Origin of the sequence: Kitasatospora sp. HPM-01-4 (genome assembly GCF_051374625.1) — a bacterium.
Classification (GTDB): Bacteria; Actinomycetota; Actinomycetes; order Streptomycetales; family Streptomycetaceae; genus Kitasatospora.
Window position 1 is genome coordinate 6,234,508 of sequence record NZ_JBPQGP010000005.1, and the last position, 22,776, is coordinate 6,257,283.

At 71.0% G+C, this 22,776-nt stretch carries 11 protein-coding genes; 8 read left to right on the forward strand and 3 right to left on the reverse strand.

Going from position 1 to position 22,776, the window contains the following annotated elements; translation table 11 throughout:
- Positions 1-31: 31 nt before the first annotated feature.
- Positions 32-3,064 (forward strand): bifunctional [glutamine synthetase] adenylyltransferase/[glutamine synthetase]-adenylyl-L-tyrosine phosphorylase, encoded by a 3,033-nt coding sequence (locus ACSMTC_RS27225; protein ID WP_436562343.1) that lies wholly within the window; start codon positions 32-34, stop codon positions 3,062-3,064.
- A 121-nt stretch (positions 3,065-3,185) separates the two neighbouring features.
- Here ACSMTC_RS27225 and ACSMTC_RS27230 read toward each other — a convergent pair whose 3' ends face one another.
- Positions 3,186-4,154, reverse strand: coding sequence for a phosphatase PAP2 family protein (locus ACSMTC_RS27230; protein WP_436562344.1), 969 nt, complete (start codon positions 4,152-4,154; stop codon positions 3,186-3,188).
- A gap of 442 nt (positions 4,155-4,596) precedes the next feature.
- Between ACSMTC_RS27230 and pulA the strand changes: the two genes are divergently transcribed.
- From pulA to ACSMTC_RS27245, 3 genes are all read left to right on the forward strand, one after another.
- On the forward strand, positions 4,597-10,113 hold the full coding sequence (pulA, locus tag ACSMTC_RS27235) for a pullulanase-type alpha-1,6-glucosidase (RefSeq protein WP_436562345.1): 5,517 nt from the start codon (positions 4,597-4,599) through the stop codon (positions 10,111-10,113).
- Between the two features lie 545 nt (positions 10,114-10,658).
- Complete coding sequence (locus tag ACSMTC_RS27240; protein ID WP_436562346.1) at positions 10,659-12,989, forward strand: M4 family metallopeptidase; 2,331 nt, start codon at positions 10,659-10,661, stop codon at positions 12,987-12,989.
- A 342-nt stretch (positions 12,990-13,331) separates the two neighbouring features.
- Positions 13,332-15,023, forward strand: coding sequence for a carbohydrate-binding module family 20 domain-containing protein (locus ACSMTC_RS27245; protein ID WP_436564821.1), 1,692 nt, complete (start codon positions 13,332-13,334; stop codon positions 15,021-15,023).
- 93 nt (positions 15,024-15,116) lie between these two features.
- Here ACSMTC_RS27245 and ACSMTC_RS27250 read toward each other — a convergent pair whose 3' ends face one another.
- Positions 15,117-15,869, reverse strand: a complete 753-nt coding sequence (locus ACSMTC_RS27250; RefSeq protein WP_436562347.1) for an SDR family oxidoreductase — start codon at positions 15,867-15,869, stop codon at positions 15,117-15,119.
- 638 nt (positions 15,870-16,507) lie between these two features.
- Between ACSMTC_RS27250 and ACSMTC_RS27255 the strand changes: the two genes are divergently transcribed.
- The 4 genes from ACSMTC_RS27255 to ACSMTC_RS27270 all read left to right on the forward strand — a co-directional run bounded on the left by ACSMTC_RS27255 (position 16,508) and on the right by ACSMTC_RS27270 (position 22,055).
- Positions 16,508-17,551, forward strand: coding sequence for an alpha/beta hydrolase (locus ACSMTC_RS27255; protein ID WP_436562348.1), 1,044 nt, complete (start codon positions 16,508-16,510; stop codon positions 17,549-17,551).
- Between the two features lie 252 nt (positions 17,552-17,803).
- Complete coding sequence (locus tag ACSMTC_RS27260) at positions 17,804-18,544, forward strand: hemerythrin domain-containing protein (RefSeq protein ID WP_436562349.1); 741 nt, start codon at positions 17,804-17,806, stop codon at positions 18,542-18,544.
- 100 nt (positions 18,545-18,644) lie between these two features.
- Positions 18,645-19,607 (forward strand): DUF1152 domain-containing protein, encoded by a 963-nt coding sequence (locus ACSMTC_RS27265; protein ID WP_436562350.1) that lies wholly within the window; start codon positions 18,645-18,647, stop codon positions 19,605-19,607.
- A 201-nt stretch (positions 19,608-19,808) separates the two neighbouring features.
- Positions 19,809-22,055, forward strand: a complete 2,247-nt coding sequence (locus ACSMTC_RS27270) for a family 2 encapsulin nanocompartment cargo protein terpene cyclase (protein WP_436562351.1) — start codon at positions 19,809-19,811, stop codon at positions 22,053-22,055.
- Here the strand turns inward: ACSMTC_RS27270 and ACSMTC_RS27275 are convergent.
- Positions 22,036-22,581: a DUF1697 domain-containing protein gene (locus tag ACSMTC_RS27275; protein WP_436562352.1), complete on the reverse strand. Its 546-nt coding sequence runs from the start codon at positions 22,579-22,581 to the stop codon at positions 22,036-22,038. The genes ACSMTC_RS27270 and ACSMTC_RS27275 overlap by 20 nt on opposite strands.
- Positions 22,582-22,776: the final 195 nt, after the last annotated feature.

Consider the following 22,776-nt stretch of genomic DNA (forward strand, 5'->3'; position numbering starts at 1 on the left):
GCTTCCAGCAGGGTCGGCAGCTGGAGGGGCGATGGCAGTGGAAGAGAGGGCCGGAAGCCGGACGAGCCGCCTGGAGGTCCGGCTGGTCCGGCGGGGGTTCACCGATCCCGAGACGGCCGTGAAACTGCTCGCGGAGCCGGACCTGAACGGCCTGGCGGCCGACCCCGTGCTGCTGGACGCGCTCGGCGCCACCCCGGACCCCGATCTCGCGCTGCTCGGCCTGGCCCGGCTGCTGGAGGCCCTGGACGAGCCCGAGCGCCACACCCTGCGGGACACCCTGACCGGCTCGAAACCGCTGCGCGACCGCCTGTTGGGCGTACTCGGCGCCTCCGCCGCCCTCGGTGACCACCTGGCCCGCCACCCCCGGGACTGGCACGCGCTGGTCACCTTCGAACTCCGCGACATCCACCCGGGGCCGCAGGACTTCCTGCGCCAGCTCTCCGACCGGGTCTGGCGCAACGGCGTCACCAGCAGCGCCGGCCGGGCCGACGCCCTGCGCACCGCCTACCGCCGCTGCCTGCTCGCCATCGCCGCCCGCGACCTGAGCCGCACCACCGACCTGCCGCAGGCCAGCGCCGAACTCGCCGACCTGGCCGGGGCCACGCTGCAGACCGCCCTGGACGTCGCCGCCGAGGAGGACCCGGAGGCCGCCCGGGTGTGCCGGCTCGCCGTGATCGGGATGGGCAAGTGCGGCGGCCGCGAGCTCAACTACGTCTCCGACGTCGACGTGATCTTCGTCGCCGAACCCCGCGAAGGGGTGGACGAACAGCGGGCGCTGCAGGCCGCCACCGGGCTCGCCGCCCGGATGATGCGGCTGTGCTCCGACACCACCGGCGAGGGCGCCATCTGGCCGGTGGACGCCAACCTCCGTCCCGAGGGCCGCAACGGACCGCTGGTCCGCACCCTGGCCAGCCACCTCGCGTACTACCAGCGCTGGGCCAAGACCTGGGAGTTCCAGGCCCTGCTCAAGGCCCGCCCGGTGGCCGGCGACACCGAGCTCGGCGCCGCGTACGCCGAGGCCACCGCGCAGCTGGTCTGGCAGGCCGCGGAGCGGGAGAACTTCGTCGCCGACGTCCAGCAGATGCGCCGCAAGGTGCTCGACTCCATCCCGGCCACCGAGCTGGACCGGCAGCTCAAACTCGGCCCCGGCGGCCTGCGCGACGTCGAGTTCGCCGTCCAGCTGCTGCAACTGGTGCACGGCCGCACCGATGACAGCCTGCACAGCGGCAACACCCTGGAGGCACTGGCCGCCCTCAGCGCGGGCGGGTACGTCGGCCGGGCCGACGCCGCCTCGCTGGAGGCCGCGTACCGGTTCCTGCGCGCGCTGGAACACCGCATCCAGCTGTACCGGCTGCGCCGCACCCATCTGATGCCCACGGACGAGCACGACCTGCGCCGCCTCGCCCGCTCGCTCGCCCACCTGATCAACGGCGACACCCGCGCCGACCCGGTGGCCGCCCTGCAGCGCGAGTGGAAGCGCCACGCGGTCGAGGTGCGGCGGCTGCACGAGAAGCTGTTCTACCGGCCGCTGCTGGACGCGGTCGCCGAACTGCCCGCCGAAGCCGTCCGGCTCAGCCCCGAGGCGGCGAAGGCCCGGCTGGCCGCACTCGGCTACGCCGACCCCGCCACCGCGCTGCGCCACCTCACCGCGCTGGCCGCCGGGGTCAGCCGCAAGGCCGCCATCCAGCGCACCCTGCTGCCCGTGCTGCTCGGCTGGTTCGCCGACTCCGCCGACCCGGACGCGGGACTGCTCAACTTCCGCCAGGTCTCCGACGCGCTCGGCCGCACCCCCTGGTACCTGCGCCTGCTGCGGGACGAGAGCGGTGCCGCCGAGCAGCTCGCCAGGGTGCTCTCGGCCGGCCGGCTCGCCCCCGACCTGCTGCTGCGCGCTCCCGAGGCGGTCGCCATGCTCGGCGACCCGCAGGGACTGCTCCCGCGCGGGCGGGCCGTGCTGGAGTCCGAGGTGCTGGCCGCGGTCGGCCGGGCCAGCGGTGCCGAGGCCGGGGTCGCGGCGGCCCGCTCGGTCCGGCGGCGGGAACTGTTCAGGACCGCCGCCGCCGATGTGCTCGGACGGCTCTCGGAGGACCACGGTGCGGCCGTGGACGCGGCCGGCGAGGCGCTGACGGCGCTCAACGCCGCCACCCTGCAGGGCGCGCTGCGGGCCTGCGTCGCCGAGTGGGAGGCCGAGAACGGTGAGCTGCCCACCCGGCTGGCGGTGATCGCCATGGGCCGCTTCGGCGGGCACGAGCTCGGGTACGGCTCCGACGCGGACGTCCTGTTCGTCCACGACCCGCTGCTCGACGTCCTGGACCACGACGCCGCCCGGGCCGCCCAGGCCGTCTGCCACCGGCTGCGCACCCTGCTGGCCGCCCCCTCCACCGAGCCCCCGCTGCTGGTCGACGCGGACCTGCGGCCCGAGGGCCGCAACGGTCCGCTGGTGCGCACCCTCGCCTCGTACGGTGCCTACTACCGGCGCTGGTCGCACGCCTGGGAGAGCCAGGCGCTGCTCCGGGCGGAGCCGGTGGCGGGCGACGTGGAGCTGGGGACGGACTTCCAGCGGCTGATCGACCCGCTGCGCTATCCCGGCATGGGCGTACCCGAGAAGGACCTGCTGGAGATCCGGCGGATCAAGGCCAGGATCGAGTCCGAACGCCTGCCGCGCGGCGCCGACCCGACCACCCACACCAAGATCGGACGGGGCGGCCTGGCGGACGTGGAGTGGACCGTGCAGCTGCTGCAACTGCAGCACGGGCACGAGCTGCCGCAGCTGCGGACCACCCGGACCCGGACGGCGCTGGCGGCCGCGTCCGAGGCCGGGCTGATCGAGGAGCGGGACGCGGAGGTGCTCGACGCCGCCTGGGTGCTGGCCTCGCGGGTGCGAAGCGCGGTGATGCTGGTCCGAGGCCGGGCGGGGGACAGCTTCCCGGGCGACGGCCGTGAGCTCGCGGGGGTCGCCCGCTACCTCGGCTACGGCTCGGGGCACACCGGCGAGATGGTGGACGACTACCGCCGCACGACCCGGCGGGCCCGCTCGGTCGTGGAGAAGCTGTTCTACGGGCCCTGAGAGGCCCTGGGTGGACGCCTGGTTCGGACTCCCGGGCGGAAGACGACTCAGGGGCAGGGCCGGTATACCGGCCCTGCCCCTGAGGAAGCCGTCCCGTCGAGACCGGGAGCTCCGCGGCGCGTCAGCGGCGTGAGGAGGAGGCTTCGACCGGTGCGGACCACTGGGCGGGTACGGTGACCGGCTGGTCGGGCCGGGGTTCCTCCGGGGTGCGGGGGAGCCGGTAGGCCCAGTTGTGGTAGATCAGCCGGGACACGGTGAACCCGATGAGCAGGCAGAGCTCGCCGCAGATCGCGTCCATCCAGAAGTGGTTGGCGGTCGAGACGATCACCAGCAGTGTGGTCAGCGGGTAGAGCAGGCCGAGCAGGCGTGCCCAGAGCGGCTTGGCCAGGATGAAGATCGCCAGCCCGCACCACATCGACCACCCGATGTGCATCGAGGGCATCGCCGCGTACTGGTTGGAGACGTGGGCCCCCGCACCGGAGGCCATCGACCCCCAGGTGTGGTGCACCTTGACGGTGTCGATGAAGCCGCCGCCGTCCATCAGCCGGGGCGGGGCCAGCGGGAAGAAGTAGAACCCGATCAGCGCGATACCGGTGGTGACGAACAGGACCGTCCGCGCCGCCGCGTAGCGGCCCGGATGCGCGCGGTACAGCCACACCAGCACACCGATGGTGATGATGAAGTGCAGCGTCGCGTAGTAGTAGTTCATCCCGACGATCAGCCAGGTGACCGAGTTCACACCGTGGTTGATCGAGCGCTCGACCGCGATCCCGAGGTGCTGCTCGAAGTGCCAGATCCAGCCCGCGTTCCTCTGCGCGACCGCCGCCTGCTCGGGGACGGCGTTGCGGACCAGGGAGTAGAGCCAGTAGCTGATGCCGATCAGCGCCAGCTCGAAGAACACCCGGGGCCGCGACGGGTTGCGACGCTGCTCGCGGATACGGCTGCGGAGCGCGGCGGCGCGGGTCTGGGCGGTGCGGGAGGCTCCGTCCGGCGTCGGGACCGAGCGGACCGCGCCATCGACGGAACCTGCACCACTGGCCGCCTCGGCGCGTGCTGCACCGGCTGTACGGATCTCGGTCGGTTCCCCCATGGACGAGAAGTCTGCCAGACGTCCTGTGGCCGCCTGCTCATCCTGCGGTAGTGGATTCTTCACCAGCTGTCCCCCTGAGGGGGTAGGGGGTGGGGACCGGAGATGGGCATGGGGTCCATTGTGACCCGCACCCGAACGACCCGACGACCCGCCCCCCGGGTAGCGGCCGGGGCCCCGGAGGAGTACCCGGGGACGTAGCAGGGGGAGGCCCGTCGGCTGTCAGGCGCGACGGGCCACCATCCCCGCACACGGGCCTGCCCTGTCCCTCACCGGTGGGCCCGTGCGGTGCCGCCGCACGGCGGGGCACCCGTGACTCTCACCCGTACACAACGGTTCGGTCAAGAGATCACTTGCAACTTTTACAACATCTTGCTGAAACATCTTGCAATCGCTAGCGTCCACGCCACTCCATGACGCCCAACTGCCTCAAGGGAGAGTCGCAGTGGCCGAAACACCGCCCCGCCGCCCACGGAGCACCATCCACACCCGCAGATCCGGCAGAGCCCCGGCGCTGCTGGCCGCCTCGCTGCTCGCCACCTCACTGGTGGCGGCAACGCTCGGCCCGGCCGCCCCCGTGGCCGCCGCCGCCCGCCCGGCTCCGCCCTCGGACGCCGCACTGGCCGCCACGGCCAAGCGGCACGACCTGACCCGCGAGCAGTTCTACTTCGTGCTTCCGGACCGCTTCGCCAACGGCGACCCCGGCAATGACACCGGCGGTATCACGGGGTCGCGGCTGGAGAACGGCTTCGACCCCACGGACAAGGGCTTCTACCACGGTGGTGACCTCCAGGGGGTGATCGACAGGCTCGACTACATCCAGGGCCTGGGCACCACCGCGATCTGGCTCGCCCCGATCTTCAAGAACAAGCCGGTGCAGGGCACGGGAGACGCCGCCTCGGCGGGCTACCACGGCTACTGGATCACCGACTTCACCCAGGTCGACCCGCACTTCGGCACCAACGCCCAGCTGAAGGAGCTGATCCGCAAGGCGCACGCCAAGGGCATCAAGGTCTTCTTCGACGTCATCACCAACCACACCGCCGACGTCATCGACTACGCCGAGGGCAGGTACGACTACCGCTCGAGGGGCGCGTACCCGACCCTGGACGCCGACGGCAACCCGGTCGACGAGACCGCGCTGGCCGAATCGGGCGCGCCCTGGCCGAAGATCACCGCCGACTCCTTCCCCTACACCCCGGTCTTCCGCGGCAAGGCGGACGCCAAGGCCAAGTCCCCGGCCTGGCTGAACGATCCCTCGCTCTACCACAACCGGGGCAACTCGACCTTCGCCGGAGAGTCCGCCACCGAGGGCGACTTCGACGGTCTGGACGACCTGGACACCCAGAACCCCAAGGTGGTCGAGGGGTTCAAGAAGGTCTACGAGGACTGGGTCAGGCAGACCGGTGTGGACGGCTTCCGGATCGACACCGTGAAGAACGTCGACATGGCCTTCTGGCAGAACTGGGCGCCCGCGCTCAAGCAGTACGCCGCCCAGCAGGGCAACCGGAACTTCTTCATGTTCGGCGAGGTCTACTCCGCCGACCCGGCGGTCACCTCGCCGTACGTCACCAAGGGCAGGCTGCAGGCCACCCTGGACTTCCCCTTCCAGCAGGCCGCGCGGAGCTACGTCTCGCAGAACGGCTCGGCCAGGGCGCTGTCCCAGATGTACGGCCAGGACTACCGCTACACCAGCGCCGATGCCGACGCGTACGAGCTGCCGACCTTCCTCGGCAGCCACGACATGGGCCGCTTCGGGTCCTTCCTGCAGAGCGACAACCCGGGCGCGGGCCAGGACGAACTGCTCGCCAAGGACCGGCTCGCCAACGAGCTGATGTTCCTGACGCGCGGCCAGCCGGTCGTCTACTACGGCGACGAGCAGGGCATGACGGGCGCGGGCGGCGACAAGGACGCCCGGCAGGACATGTTCGCCTCCAAGGTCGCCTCGTACAACAGCGACAACGTGATCGGCGGCAGCAAGGGCTCCGCCGACCGGTACGGCCGGAACGTCCCGCTCTACCAGGGGATATCCGCGCTGGCACAGCTGCGGAAGGCCAATCCGGCGCTGGCCGACGGCGCACAGATCGAGCGGTACGCCGCCGACGGTCCCGGGGTGTACGCCTTCTCCCGGATCGACGCCGGGCAGCAGGTCGAGTACGTCGTCGCGGTCAACAACTCCACCGAGGCGAAGACCGTCACCCTGGACACCTTCTCCGCGGGGATGGCCTTCGACCGCCTCTACCCGAGCGCGGGCGCCAGGACCACCAGCGGCGCCGACCGCGGGATCACCGTCACCGTGCCGCCGCTGTCCTCGACCGTGTACAAGGCGGCCGGCCGGCTCGCGAGGACGGCCTCGGCGCCCCAACTCGCCCTGCGGACACCGGCGGAGGGATCGACCGGCCTGGTCACGGTCGGTGCCCAGGTGCCGGGAGGGGGATTCGACCGGGTCTCCTTCGCCGCGCAGATCGGCAACGGCCCCTGGAAGGTGCTCGGCACCGCCGACAACGGGACGTACCAGGTGACCCAGGACCTCGGCGGGGTCGCGCCCGGGACGGTGGTGCGGTACAAGGCTGTCGTGCGGACATCCGGCGGACAACTGCGCTCCGCGACCGGGAGTTTCACCACCGGCACCCCCGAGCCGGCGCCCGTGCCGACCGCGACCTCGCGCCCGTACGCGGTGGTGCACTACCAGCGCAAGGACGGGAACTACGACGGCTGGAACCTCTACGCCTGGGGCGACCTCGCCGACGGTGAGGCCACCGACTGGCCCGCCGGGCACGGCTTCACCGGCCGGGACGCCTACGGGGCCTTCGCCTACGTCAAGTTGAAGAGCGGCGCCTCGGACCTCGGCTTCATCGTCGAGAACAACGGCACCAAGGACGTCGAGGCCGACCGGCACATCGACCTCTCCAGCACCGGCGAAGTCTGGCTCAAGGAGGGCGACCCCACCGTCCGGACAAGCAACCCCGGGCCGGTCGACACCGTGCCCGCCGGCACCGCCGTGATCCACTACCACCGCGCGGACGGCGACTACGACGGCTGGGGCCTGCACGACTGGACCGGCGCGGCCAAGCCGACCGACTGGGGCAGCCCGCTGCAGCCCGCCCGCCGGGACGCCTTCGGCGACGTCTTCGAGGTGCCGCTGGCGGCCGGGGCCACCAGCCTCAGCTACATCCTGCACAACGGCAACGACAAGGACCTGCCGGACGACCAGTCCCTGGACCTCGCCGCCAGCGGCCGCGAGGTGTGGATCATCGGCGGCCAGGAGGGCTATCTGCTGCCGCAGTCCACCGGCAGCTCCGCGCAGGTGGACCTCGGCAGCTCCAGCGCCCAGTGGATCGACGCCAGGACCGTGGTGGTCCCGGCGAACTTCGGTGCGGGCGACGGCCAGCTGGCCGGCGGGACCAGTGCCCAGCTGATCTACGACCCCGAGGGGGCCCTGCGGATCGACAAGGGCGCACTCAACAGGCCCGGCCACTGGATCAGGCTCAACCCCGGCACGCTGACCGACGCCCAGAAGGCCGAGTACCCGCATCTGGCCGGGTACCGGGCCTTCACGGTGGACACCCGGGACACCGGCCGGATCACCCCCGCGCTGCGCAGCCAGCTCGCCTTCACCGAACACCTGCCGAACGGCGCCCTGCTGGCTGCCACCGGGGTGCAACTCCCGGGCGTGCTCGACGACCTGTACGCGGGGAAGGCGGCCAAGGCCGAACTCGGCCCGGTCTACCGGGACGGCAAGGTCACCCTCTCGCTCTGGGCGCCGACCGCCACCGAGGTCTCGGTCCAGCTCTTCGACCGGGCGACGGGCGGTACGCCGAAGACCGTACCGCTGCGGCGGGACGAGGCGAGCGGAGTCTGGTCACTCAGCCGCAACGCCCGTGAACTGGACGGGAAGTACTACGTCTACCAGGTCGCGGTGTGGGCGCCGAGCGTGCAGCGGCGGGTGACCAACACGGTCACCGACCCGTACTCGGTGGCGCTCTCCACCGACTCCGAGCGCAGCCTGGTCACCGATCTGGCCGACGGGCGCAACAAGCCGAAGGGCTGGGACCAGCACCGCAATCCGGCCGGGATCCCGTCCACCCGGCAGCAGATCCAGGAGCTGCACGTCCGCGACTTCTCGGTGGCCGACACCACCGTGCCGGCGGCCGAGCGCGGCACCTACCTGGCCTTCACCCAGTCGCAGTCGGCCGGCATGAAGCACCTGCGCGAGCTGGCCAAGGCGGGCATCACCACCATCCACCTGCTGCCGACCTTCGACATCGCCAGCATCCCCAAGGACCCCGCCGCCCGGAAGCTGCCGCCCTGCGACCTCAAGTCGCTGCCGCCGGACAGCGACAAGCAGCAGGAGTGCGTGGCGGCCGTACAGGCCGACGACGCCTACAACTGGGGTTACGACCCGCTGCACTACAACGTCCCCGAGGGCTCGTACGCCACGGACTCCAACGGTCCGGCGCGCACGGTCCAGTTCCGGCAGATGGTGCAGGCGATGCACGAGGCCGGCCTGCGGGTGGTGCTGGACGTGGTCTACAACCACACCGCCGCCTCCGGACAGGCCGAGCACTCGGTGCTGGACAAGGTGGTGCCCGGCTACTACCAGCGGCTCGACGCCGCCGGGAAGGTGACCGGTGACAGCTGCTGCGCCGACACCGCACCCGAGCACGCCATGATGAACAAGCTGGTGGTCGACTCGGTGATGCTGTGGGCCAGGCAGTACCGGGTGGACGGCTTCCGCTTCGACCTGATGGGCCTGGACCCCAAGTCGACCATGCTGGACGTGCAGTCGGCGCTGAGGACGCTCACCAGGGCCAAGGACGGGGTGGAGGGGAAGGACGTCTTCCTCTACGGCGAGGGCTGGAACTTCGGGACCGTCGCCAACAACTCCCGCTTCGTGCAGGCCACTCAGCAGAACATGGCGGGCACCGGTATCGCCACCTTCAACGACCGGATCCGCGACGCCGGGCGCGGGGGCGACTTCATGCTCTCCTCCGCACCCCAGCAGGGTTTCGCCTCGGGCCTGTTCACCGACCCCAACGGCTCGGCGGCGAGCGGCACTCCAGAGCAGCAGAAGGCCCGGCTGCTGCACCAGATGGACCAGATCAAGGTGGGGCTGACCGGGAACCTGGCCGGCTACTCCTTCACCGACAGCTCGGGAAAGCCCGTCACCGGCGCGGGAGTCGACTACAACGGCTCGCCGACCGGCTACGCCGCCAACCCGGGCGAGGCGGTGGAGTACCTGGACGCGCACGACAACACCGACCTGTTCGACGCGCTGGCCTACAAGCTGCCCGTCACCACCTCGCCCGCCGACCGGGCCAGGATGCAGGCGCTGGGCCTGTCGCTCACCGCGCTCGCCCAGGGACCGGGCTTCGCCCAGGCCGGCAGTGACCTGCTGCGCTCCAAGTCGCTGGACTCCAACTCGTACAACTCCGGCGACTGGTTCAACTCGGTCTCCTGGGACTGCCGGCAGGGCAACGGCTGGGGGCGCGGCCTGCCGATGGCCGCCGACAACGAGTCGATGTGGCCCACCGCCAAGGCGCTGCTGGCCGATCCGAGGCTGCGGGTCGGCTGCGCGGAGATGACCGCGAGCAGTGCGATGTACGAGCAGTTCCTGCGGATCAGGCAGACCTCGCCGCTGTTCGCGCTGGCGAGTTCGGCCGAGGTGCAGCGGCGGCTGTCCTTCCCGCTCTCGGGTACGGCGGGTGAGACGCCCGGGGTGATCACCATGCACCTGGACGGGACCGGGCTGAGCGGTGCCGAGAAGGGCGTCACGGTGGTCTTCAACGCCACGCCGACCGACCAGAAGCAGACCGTCGCCGCCCTGGCCGGGACCGGGCAGCGGCTGCATCCCGTGCAGGCGGCCGGAGCCGATCCGGTGGTCAAGCGGTCCGCCTTCTCCACGGCGACCGGCACCTTCACGGTTCCCGCCCGGACGGTCGCGGTCTTCGTGCAGAGCTGACGGATTCCGACGCACCCTCACACCGCGAGGCAGGGGCCCCACCAGTCGGTGGGGCCTCTGCCGTTTCTGGCCGGAATCGATCGCCCGGCCGCCCACAGGGGTGACAACGGCGCGCCCTTCGGCGCTGCCGCGGTCCACCGGCCCGACGCCGCGGGTCTACGCGCGCAGCCCGCGTTGTGGTCTGGCAATGTCCGGGCGTGATGACATTCATGTGCAGAAATAGCTTTGGTCAAGCATGACCTGACACTGCCTCGGCTTTGCCGTGCCGATGGCATTTATTGGCCAATTGCTGGCATGCGTCTGTCACTCGTGACGCCTTTGCTGCCACGATTCCCCCGGCTGCAGATGAGGCGGGTCCCCCACCCCCCGGGTGCGGCCGTTCCAGTGCAGGCACAGCGCCACCGGCTCCATCTCCTGAGCCGCGCTCCTTTGATGCAACGCACCCTGCCCTGAACCGCCGGCAGGGCCCCCACTGCGCCGCGACCCCGCGGCCAGCATTCTCTCCACCGCTCGTGACCCCGCGACCGGTCGGATAAGGAGTCCGCATGTCCCGCTACAAGCACGCCAGAGTGAGCCTGGCCGCGCTCGCGGCCACAACCGCCCTGCTGGTCACCGGAGTTCCGGTGATCGCCCAGGCCGCGCCCAGCCCCTCGGCCGGCTCCGCCTCCCCGCAGGCGGCCGTCAGCCGGGCGCAGCTGATCGCCGACGCGACCCAGCAGAGCGCCGCGACGGCGCAGTCACTCGGTCTTGGCAGCCAGGAGAAGCTGGTGGTCAAGGACGCGATGCGGGATGCCGACGGCACCCGGCACACGCGCTACGAGCGCACCTACGGCGGACTGCCCGTGCTCGGCGGCGACCTGGTGGTGCACCAGACGGCGGCCGGGGCGACCAAGAGCGTGGACCGGGCCTCCACCGCCTCGCTGAACGGCCTGGGCACCACTCCCGGGCTGGCCGCGCCCAAGGCGCAGGCCGCCGCCCTCGCGACGGAGTCCGGTTCGAAGGTGGAGATCGCGCCCCGCCTGGTGGTCTTCGCCGCCAAGGGCACGCCCAGGCTGGCCTGGGAGACGGTGGTCAGCGGCAAGCAGAAGGACGGCACCCCGAGCCGGCTGCACGTGGTCACCGACGCCACCACCGGCGAGGTGCTCTCCAAGGTCGAGGGCGTCGAGACCGGAACCGGCCAGGGCGTCTTCGTCGGCAACGTCAACATCGGTACCACGCTGTCGGGTTCGACGTACCAGATGAAGGACGGCACCCGCGGTGGGATGTACACCACCGACATGGCCAACGGCACCTCCGGCAACGGCACGCTGTTCACCAAGTCCACCGACACCTGGGGCAACGGCCAGGCGAGCAACCGCGAGTCCGCCGCCGTCGACGCCCACTACGGCGTGGCGGCGACCTGGGACTTCTACAAGAACACCTTCGGCCGCAACGGCATCCGCAACGACGGGGTCGGCGCCTACAGCCGGGTGCACTACTCCAGCGGCTACGTCAACGCGTTCTGGGACGACTCCTGCTTCTGCATGACGTACGGCGACGGCCAGAGCAACACCCACCCGCTGACCGAGATCGACGTGGCCGGCCACGAGATGACCCACGGCGTCACCTCGGCCACCGCGGGCCTCAACTACTCGGGCGAGTCCGGCGGTCTGAACGAGGCCACCTCGGACATCATGGGCACGATGGTGGAGTGGTCGGCCAACCTGCCGTCCAACCCGCCGAACTACTGGCTCGGCGAGCTGATCAACATCAACGGCAACGGCACGCCGCTGCGCTACATGGACCAGCCCTCCAAGGACGGGCTGTCGGCCGACTCCTGGTCCAGCGGCGTCGGCAACCTGGACGTGCACTACTCGTCCGGCGTGGCGAACCACTTCTTCTACCTGCTGTCCGAGGGCAGCGGTGCCAAGACCATCAACGGCTACAGCTACAACTCCCCGACGGTGAACAACATCACCGTCTCCGGCATCGGCCGGGACAAGGCGGCGGCGATCTGGTACCGGGCGCTGACCACCTACATGACCTCCACCACCAACTACGCGGCCGCCCGGACCGCCACCCTCAACGCGGCCACCGACCTGTACGGCGCGGGCAGCAACGAGTACAACCAGGTCGCGACCGCCTGGGCCGGGGTCAACGTCGGCTCGCTGCCCACCGGCGGCGTCACCGTCACCAGCCCGGGCAACCAGAGCACCGCGCTGAACGCCTCGGTCAACCTGCAGGTCAGCGCCACCGGTGGCAGCGGCGCGCTGAGCTACTCGGCCACCGGCCTGCCGACCGGCCTGTCGATCAGCTCCAGCGGCCTGATCACCGGCACCGCGACGGCCGCGGGCACCTACAACGTGACCGTGACGGCCAAGGACTCCTCCGGCAAGAGCGGTTCCGCGAGCTTCACCTGGACGGTCGGCAGCGGTGGCGGCGGCAGCTGCACCCCGGCCCAGCTGCTCGCCAACCCGGGCTTCGAGAGCGGCAACACGGGCTGGACCACCAGCAGCGGCGTCATCGACGGCAGCTCCGGCCAGCCCGCCCACAGCGGCTCGTACAAGGCCTGGCTGGACGGTTACGGCTCCACCCACACCGACACCCTCTCGCAGACCGTGACCATCCCGGCGGGTTGCAAGGCCACCCTCAGCTTCTGGCTGCACATCGACACCGCCGAGACCGGCAGCACCGCGTACGACAAGCTCACCGTGCAGGTGAACGGCACCACGCTGAAGACCTACTCCAACGTGGACGCCGCGGCCGGCTACCAGCAGCGCACCTTCGACCTCTCGGCCTACGCGGGCCAGACGGTCACCCTGAAGTTCACCGGCACCGAGGACGCCTCGCTGCAGACGAGCTTCGTGATCGACGACACCTCGGTCCAGACCGGCTGACGCTGACGCGGTAGCCGGACGAGGGCCCGGCGGCTTCGGCCGCCGGGCCCTCGCGCGTTGTCCGGGGCCGGGAATCCCCGGGTCGCCGCGTTGTCCGGGGCCCGGCGGCCGTCGAACGGCGGCCGGCTGACGTCCGGTCGGAAATATCGAACTGTTGCCCTCCAGCGCCTTGACGCACCGTTGGCATGCCCATAGGTTCGGCGCCACTGAAAGTTTCCTGCAAGTTTCAGAATGCTTGCAGCCGCCGGCCCGGCGGCTCCGCCGGGCACCGCAGGCCCCCCACCCTGCCCCCTTGGAGACAACGTGGTCACCACTACCTCCGCCCGCGCGCGGGCCCGCGCGCTGGGCGCGCTGGGCAGCGCCGGTGCGCTGGCCCTCTCACTCTGTACGGCCTTCACCCTCGCCCCCGCCGCCCACGCCGCCCCTCCGGGCGCCAAGGACGTCACCGCCACCCTGTTCGAGTGGCGCTTCGACTCGGTCGCCAAGGCGTGCACGGACACCCTCGGACCGAAGGGGTACGGCTTCGTCGAGGTCTCCCCGCCGCAGGAGCACATCCAGGGTCCGCAGTGGTGGACCTCCTACCAGCCCGTCAGCTACCGGATCGCCGGACGGCTCGGCGACCGCACGTCCTTCCAGAACATGGTGAAGACCTGCCACGCGGCGGGCGTCAAGGTGATCGCCGACTCGGTGATCAACCACATGACGGCGGGCTCCGGCACCGGCACCGGCGGCACGGTCTACACCAAGTACAACTACCCCGGCTACTACCAGGACCAGGACTTCCACACCTGCCGGCAGCCGATCACCAACTACAACGACCGCTCCAACGTGCAGAACTGCGAGCTGGAGGGACTCGCCGACCTGGACACCGGCAGCGCGTACGTCCAGCAGACCATCGCCCGCTACCTCGACGACCTGGCCTCGCTCGGCGTGGACGGCTACCGGATCGACGCCGCCAAGCACATCGCCGCCACCGACCTCGCCGCCATCAAGGCCAAGATGGCCAACCCCGGCGCGTACTGGGTGCAGGAGGTCATCTACGGCGCGGGCGAGCCGGTCCAGCCGTCCGAGTACCTCGGCACCGGCGACGTGGACGAGTTCCGCTCGGGCACCTGGCTGAAGAGCGCCTTCGACGGAGGGAAGATAGCCGACCTGGCCAACTGGGGCTCCGGGCTGCTGCCGAGCGGCCAGGCCAGGACCTTCGTCGACAACTGGGACACCGAGCGCAACGGCTCCACCCTCAACTACAGGTACGGCAACACCTACACGCTGGCCAACGTCTTCATGCTGGCCTACCCCTACGGCTCGCCCAACGTCTACTCCGGCTACGCCTTCAGCGGCAACGACGACGGCCCGCCGAACGGCGGCACCGTCAACGCCTGCTACCAGGACGGCTGGAACTGCACCCACGCCTGGTCGCAGGTCGCCAACATGGTCGGCTTCCGCAACGCCGTCTCCGGCACCGGGCTCACCAACTGGTGGTCCAACGGCGGCAACGCGATCGCCTTCGGCCGGGGCGGCAAGGGCTATGTGGTGATCAACCACGAGAGCGGCCCGGTCACCCGGACCTTCCAGACCTCACTGCCCGCCGGGACGTACTGCGACGTCGAGCACGGCGACCCGAGCGGCGGCTGCACCGGGCCGACGTACACGGTCGGCGCGGACGGGACCTTCTCGGCCACGGTCGGCGCGGGCGACTCGATCGCGCTCTACGTCGGCGCCCCCGGCTCGCCCGCCCCGGCCGGCGGTGCCTCCTTCGCGGTGAACGCCACCACCGTGCCCGGGCAGAACGTCTACGTGGTCGGCGACAACGCCGCCCTCGGCGGCTGGGACACCGGCAAGGCCGTGGCGCTGTCCTCGACCGGCTACCCCGTCTGGTCGCTCTACGTCCCGCTGGCGGCCGGTACCTCCTTCCAGTACAAGTACCTCCGCAAGGACGGGAGCGGCACGGTCACCTGGGAGAGCGGTGCCAACCGCACCGCCGTGGTGCCGGCCGGCGGGAGGATCACCCTGAACGACACCTGGCGCAACTGACCGGCGGTTCTCGGAGAGGGAAGGAGTGGCCCGGGTCCGCGGGCCGCTCCTTCCCTCTTACGGGGGGACCTTCGCTCCCGCGCGGGGGGGGGATCAGCCGCGCCCGATGTACGGCATGGTGGTGGCCATCACCGTGGCGAACTGGACGTTGGCCTCCAGCGGGAGTTCGGCCATGTGCCGTACGGTGCGGGCGACGTCGGCCACGTCCATGGTCGGTTCGGGGGTGATCCGCCCGTTCGCCTGGCGTACGCCGACGTCCATCGCGGCGGTCATGTCGGTGGCCGCGTTCCCGATGTCGATCTGGCCGCAGGCGATCCGGTACGGCCGGCCGTCCAGCGACAGCGACCTGGTGAGGCCGGTGACGGCGTGCTTGGTCGCGGTGTAGGCGATGCTCCGCGGGCGCGGGACATGGGCGGAGACCGAACCGTTGTTGATGATCCGTCCCCCCTGCGGATCCTGGCGCTTCATCAGGCGGAAGGCGGCCTGCGCGCAGAGGAACGAGCCGGTCAGGTTGAGGTCCACCACGGCCTGCCAGTCGGCCAGGGAGAGATCCTCCAGCGGGACCGCGGCGCCGAAGGCCCCGGCGTTGTTGAAGAGCAGGTCGACCCGGCCGAACCGCCGCTCGGCCGCGGCGAACAGCGCGGCCACGGCCTCGGCATCGGTGACATCGGTCGGCACCGCCAGAACCCGCTCGCCGGGGAGCCCGGCCAGTTCGGCGGTCCCCTGCAGCGCCTCGGCCCGGCGCCCGGCGAGCACCAGCCGCCAGCCGCCCGCTGCGAGTTCGAGTGCCACGGCGCGGCCCACACCGCTGCCGGCTCCGGTGACCACCGCGATCTGCTCCGACATGACCCGCTCCTCGGGGTGCGACGACTCCACGATGATCGCCGATCGGTGGTGCCACGTCACCGGTGCGAGCGTTCGAGTCCCGCTCCCGGAGCCCGCGCCGGCCCGGATCCCGGCCCACGCCCTGAGTGACGGTGGTCACGTGCCGCCCCTCGGCCGCTCGACCACCCGGCCCGAGCGGCGGTGCCGGTGAAGCCCGGCCGCCGGGAGCGGCGACCTCGGCGGACAGCCTCGCCCGGGACGGGCCGACGGGTCCCTCGGCCGTGGCGTACCGGCCGTCCGCACACTCCGTACCGGTCCGCCGCCCGGAGTCGTCACAGCAGGCCGACCGCCGGGTGACAGCGCGTCGAAGGGGCCCCGCCGAACGACGGGCCCCATGCCCCGGCGAACGTCCGGTAAACGAATGGTATGGCGGGGCCACGCAACTGCAGAGCGCCAAAGCCACGTCATAGGATCACAGGACGGCGCGCCACTCCACACGGAGCAGGGGCGCCGTACTGAGGTCGGGAGGGGTACGTCCCTGGGCAGCACAGCCGCCGGACGTGCCGGACCACCGCTCGCGACCTCCCCAGAGGCCCCACCCGGGGGCCGCCGCCCGGATCCGTCCGGCCGGGCGTGATATCGGTCGGAGAGTTCTCACCGTGCAGCCGCAGCAGCCGCAGTCGCAGTCGCACTCGCAGCCCACCCGCACCCGCGCCGTTCTCGCCGGTGTCACCGCGCTCGCACTGTCCGCCGCCCTGGCGGCCTGCAGCAGCGGCAGCAAGCCGGCTGCCGACGCGAAGCCGGCCGACACCGTGGCGGCCAGCCCCGCCGCCGCGAGCAGCGCACCGCCGAAGGACGGCAAGGTCATCATGCCGACCGGCCCGGCCGCCGACCTCAAGAAGGCGCGCGACACCAAGGCCGGCCCGATCTTCGTCACCAAGCTGGCGGGGAAGAAGTCCGGCGTCACCGCGGAGGTCTGGGTCTGGCTGCCGCCGGAGTACAACGACCCCAAGTACGCCAAGTACGGCTTCCCGGTGCTCACCCTCTACGCGGGTGGACAGAGCAACGGCTACAACACCTGGACCGACAACCAGCTGCCGATCGAGGAGATCGACGCCAAGCTCTCCAAGGAGCAGAAGGCGCACCCGTTCATCATGATCATGCCGGTGCAGAACCTGACCGGCGACGAGAAGCGGGCCTTCGACTGCAGCGACATCCCGGGCCAGCCGAAGATGGGCACCTGGATGTCCGAGGACATCCCGGACTTCGTCCGCGCCAACTTCCGCACCCTGAAGGGCCGCGACAGCTGGGGCCTGATGGGCGCCTCCACCGGCGCGTTCTGCAGCGCCAAGCTGGCCATGCAGCACCCCGACATCTACAAGGCCGCGGTGCCGATCGACGGCTACTGGGACCCGGACTCGCTGCTCTGGAAGGGCCACGAGGCCGAGCGCCTCGCCAACAGCCCCGGCAAGCTGATCTCCACCAGCAAGGCCGACGTCCGGATGCTCGCCACCTCCGGCGGCGGCAGCGCCTACGAGGTCAACCTGGTCAAGTCCTGGGTCCAGAAGGCGGCCGCCCCGACCACCGTCGAGTACTACCAGCAGCCCAACGGCCAGCACCTCACCAAGGACTTCGCGAAGATGATCCCGATGACCCTGGAGTGGCTCACCAAGAACCTGGACGGCCCCGCCACCGACGAGTGACGGACGGTCGGCCGACAACCCCCTGACGACCGGGGGATGTCAGTGCTCGACCTCATGATGTGAGGGACCTGAACCGCGCGCCGGCCACCGTGTCGGCGCGCGGGCGTATCCGGCCTCTGACCTGCGCGTCAATCAGACATTGATTCGACTCTGATGAGCTGTGACCACCCTGGAGAACCGAGGCCGGGGCGCAGCCGTCGAAGCGGGCGCCACCGGACCGGCCCAGTCTCAGCGAGTCATGAAGAGAGCCCGATGCCCAGCCACCTGCTGCCCGTCGAGTACCCCACCATCCCCGCCCAGTCGGGCGGCGCGCACGACGTACAGCCTGCCCGTCCCGCCGTGGAGCCGATGCCGTTCGCCGGTCTGCGACTGGTGCACGCCGCGCTCCGCCGGGACCTGGCCCGGCTGCCCAACGCGCTGCGACTGCTCCAGCCCGGCGACACCGCCGGCGCCGAGGCTCTGCAGCGGCACTGGGACTTCCTCACCGCCATGCTCACCTGCCACCACGAGCAGCAGGACAGCCGGCTCTGGCCGCTGCTGCGCCGCTTCGCGCCCGAGCTGCGGCTGCTGCTCAACTGGCTGGAGTCCGACCACCACAACCTGGACCACTCCTTCACCAGGGTCACCACCCTGGTCCGGATCGCCACCCGGGACCCCGCGAGCAGCTGGCCCGTCGCGTACGCGGTGGAGGAGCTGGCCGCCCGGCTGGAGACCCACCTGCGGATCGAGGAGCGCCAGCTGCTGCCCCGGATGTCCGGGGTCTTCCCGAACGGCTCGCGGATCGGCACGCTCCCCGAGCTGCTCGACCTGCTCCGCCTCGCCGATGGCCCCGGCACCGCCGACGCCCTGGTCTGGCTCCTGGAGGGGGTGGACGACCGTCAGATCGACCGCCTCCTCGCCGACTGCGACGACCTGACCGCCCGCCAGTGGCCGCACTGGCGCGACACCTACGCCCGGGTCAGCAGCCAGCTCTGGGGTTGCGCCAACTCCTGACGGAGGCCCCGGGCGGCCGTCGGGGCGCGGCTCCCCGCGCCCCGACCGCCTCCGAGAACCCTTCTCCCGTGCCGTAACGGTGCCTTGGTACCGTCCCCGGATGTTCTCGCTCTCCGAACCGCCGCTGCTCACCCGTCTGAAGACCGCCGAGCGGATCCTGATCGCCGGAGCGGGCGGCGGCTTCGACGTGTACGCGGGCCTCCCGATCGCCCTCGCCCTGCGCGCGGCAGGCAAGCAGGTGCACCTCGCCAACCTGTCCTTCAGCCACCTCTACGGCCTGCCCGCCGAGGTCTGGCGGGCCCCCGAACTCGCGGAGATCCGCCCGGACACCCCGTCCGCCGAGCCGTACTTCCCGGAGCGGACACTGGCCCGCTGGCTCAGCCTGCACGGCATGCCCGACACCGTGTGGGCCTTCGGCGCGGTCGGGGTCCAGCCGCTGCGCGCCGCCTACCTGGCCCTGACCGAGCTGCTCGGCACAGACGCGATCCTGCTGGTGGACGGCGGCACCGACATCCTGATGCGCGGTGACGAGGCGGGGCTCGGCACGCCGGAGGAGGACATGGCCAGCCTGGCGGCCGTCGCCGGGATGCCCTCGATACCGGTGCGGCTGGTCGCCTGCCTGGGCTTCGGCATCGACTCCTACCACGGTGTCAACCACTCGCTGGTACTGGAGAACCTGGCCGCCCTGGACCGGGCGGACGGCTATCTCGGGGCCTTCTCGATACCCCGCGAATCCCGGGAGGGCGCGCTGTACCTGGACGCCGTGGCCCACGCCCAGGCGGCCTTCCCCGAGTACCCGAGCATCGTCCACGGTTCGGTGGCGGCCGCGCTGCGCGGACAGTTCGGCGATGTCCGCTTCACCGAGCGGACCCGGCACAGCTCGCTGTTCATCAACCCGCTGATGACGCTCTACTTCGGGGCCACGGTCGAGGCGCTCGCCGCCAACCACCTCTATCTGGGCCGGCTCGAACAGACGTATCTGATGCGCCAGATCGGCTCGGCCATCGAGGAGTTCCGGGACGAACTGCCCGCCCGCCGCCCGCCTCGGATGTTTCCGCACTGATCCGCCGCCGCGACGAACACCCGTACGACAGTCCTCGAGTAGCGAGAATATGTGACCGAGCGCCCCGCGTGTGCGCCCCGTGCGCCGGGCGTGAACGCGAATCAGCGCAACCACATCCACCGTTCAGCACGCATGCCGCACAGGCGAGTTGGGCACGCTACGCGCCGATCATGACTGAGTACGACGAGAGGCACGACGGCCGTGAGCCAACCCTTCGAACTGCCCGACTTCTACATGGCATACCCGGCGAGGCTGAACCCTCACCTGGAGGAGGCCAGAGCGCACACCAAGCAGTGGGCCCGCGGGATGGGGATGCTCGAGGGCTCGGGCGTCTGGGACGAGCACGACCTCGACTCCCATGACTACGCCCTGCTCTGCGCCTACACCCACCCGGACTGCGACGGCCCCGAACTCTCGCTGGTGACCGACTGGTACGTATGGGTCTTCTTCTTCGACGACCACTTCCTGGAGCTCTTCAAGCGCACCCAGGACCGCCCGGGCGGCAAGGCGTACCTGGACCGGCTGCCGGCCTTCATGCCGATGGACCTCTCCGCGGGGACGCCCGAGCCGACGAACCCGGTCGAGGCCGGGCTCGCCGACCTGTGGGCCAGGACCGTCCCCTCGATGTCGATGGACTGGCGGCGCCGCTTCGCGCTGAGCACCGAGCACCTGCTCAACGAGTCGCTCTGGGAGCTCTCCAACATCAACATCAACCGGATCCCCAACCCGGTCGAGTACATCGAGATGCGCCGCAAGGTCGGCGGCGCACCCTGGTCGGCCGGACTGGTGGAACACGCCGCCGGTGCCGAGATCCCGGCCTCGGTGGCCGGATCCCGGCCGCTGCGGGTGCTCAGGGACGCCTTCGCGGACGCCGTCCACCTGCGCAACGACCTGTTCTCGTACCAGCGGGAGATCGAGGAGGAGGGCGAGCTGAGTAACGGTGTCCTCGTGCTGGAGACCTTCTTCGGCTGCTCCACCCAGCAGGCCGCCGACTCGGTCAACGACCTGCTCACCTCGCGGATCCAGCAGTTCGAGAACACCGCCCTCACCGAACTCCCGCCGCTGTTCGCCGAGATGGGGCTCGCCCCGGACGAGTGCGCGGCCGTCCTCGCCTACGTCAAGGGCCTGCAGGACTGGCAGTCCGGCGGCCACGAGTGGCACATGCGCTCCAGCCGGTACATGAACGGGGCGAGCGCCGGCAGCGCGCCGAGCGCCTTCTCCTTCCGGCCGCAGGGCCTCGGCACCTCCGCGATCGATCCCAGGGCACTCGCCGGACTGGTCACCGCGGGCCGGACACGCAGCTTCACCCATGTCCCGTACCAGCGGGTCGGGCCGTCCCGGATCCCCGAGTTCACCATGCCGTTCAGCACCTCGCTCAGCCCGCACCTGGCCGACGCCAGACTGGGCAACCTCGAGTGGGTGCGCCGGGTCCGGCTGCTCGAAGCCGACCCGGGCCTCCCCGGCTCGGACATCTGGGACGAGCAGCGGCTGACGGACATCGACCTGCCGCTCTGCTCGGCCGGCATCGACCCGGACGCCACCTTGGAGGAACTCGCCCTCTCCTCGGGCTGGCTGACCTGGGGCACCTATGCCGACGACTACTACCCGGTGGTCTACGGACGCACCCGGAACCTCGCCGGCGCCAAGCTCGCCAACGAACGGCTCTCGCTCTTCATGCCGCTCGACGGCGGACCCGTACCGGAGCCGGTCACCGGTCTGGAGCGCGGCCTGGCCGACCTCTGGCGGCGCACCGCCGGCCCGCTGGAGGCCGAGGCCCGGCGCGACTTCCGCGGCGCCGTCGAGGCGATGACGTCGAGCTGGCTCTGGGAGCTGGCCAACCAGCTGCAGCACCGCATCCCCGACCCGGTGGACTACCTGGAGATGCGCCGGACCACCTTCGGCTCCGAGCTCACCAGCCTGCTCAGCCGGATCTCGCACGGCCGCAGGATCCCGGCGGAGATCTACCGCAGCGGCCCGATGCGGTCCCTGGAGAACGCCGCCATGGACTACGCCGCGCTGATGAACGACGTCTTCTCGTACCAGAAGGAGGTCGAGTTCGAGGGCGAGCTGCACAACGGCGTGCTGGTGGTGCAGAACTTCTTCGACTGCGACTACCCGACCGCGCTGGGCGTCGTCAACGACCTGATGACCTCCCGGATCAACCAGTTCCAGCACGTGGCCGAGCACGAACTGCCGGTCCTGTACGACGACTTCGGCCTCGACCGGCAGACCCGCCGGGCCCTCGACCACTACGTCCAGGACTTCCGGTACTGGCTGGCCGGGATCAAGAACTGGCACGAGAACTGCGTCCGCTACCGGGAGCAGGACATCCTGCGGCACATCGGCCGGACCGGCCGGCACCCCGCGACCACCCGGCAGTTCGCCGGACCGACGGGCCTCGGCACCTCGGCGGCCCGGCTGTCGGCGGCTACCGCCGGGCGGCGTTGAGGATCTTCACCGTGGTGTGGAAGAAGCGCGAAGTGCCCTGGCCCCGGTAGGACTTGGGGAACGCGGCGGCCGGATTGCCGTTCAGCCGCCCGTTCCGCAGGTGCATCACCACGAAGGCGGCGCCAGGCACGGCCCCGATGACCTCCCAGTCGCCCTTGGGGTCGTGGATCGGGAAGACGGTGTCCCCGGGCAGCGGCTCGGACAGGAACACCACGCACAGCCGCAGCTGAGGCGTCAGCTCGATCCCGGCGAACGGGTCCGCGGCGACCAGCTCCGCGACCTCGTCCACCGTGCGGAGCATGACGGGCACCTGGTAGCCGAGCTCGGCCGCCAGGTGCCCTTCGATCCGGGCGGTCAGCGCGGCGCGGTCGGTCTCCCCGGTGGTGAAGAAGACGTTTCCGCTCTGGATGTACGAGCGGACCTCGCCGAGGCCCAGCTCGGTGAAGTGCCCGCGCAGCCGCTCCATGGTGACCGTCCGCCCACCGACGTTGATCGCCCGGAGAAAAGCGATGTAGCTCTCTGCCATCCCGCCAGTCTGGCAGCGGCCACTGACAGCGGCAGCGGCCACCGACACCGGCAGCGGCCACCGGCAAGGGGCTTCGGCCGGCAGCGGCACGGCCGCTGCCGGTGCCCGGTCTTGAAGGGAGCGCGAGGAACCGCGCGAGCGACCGTGCACTTCACGGACGGTTGCCCGCTCGGGTTCCCCGCGCCCCTGGTGACG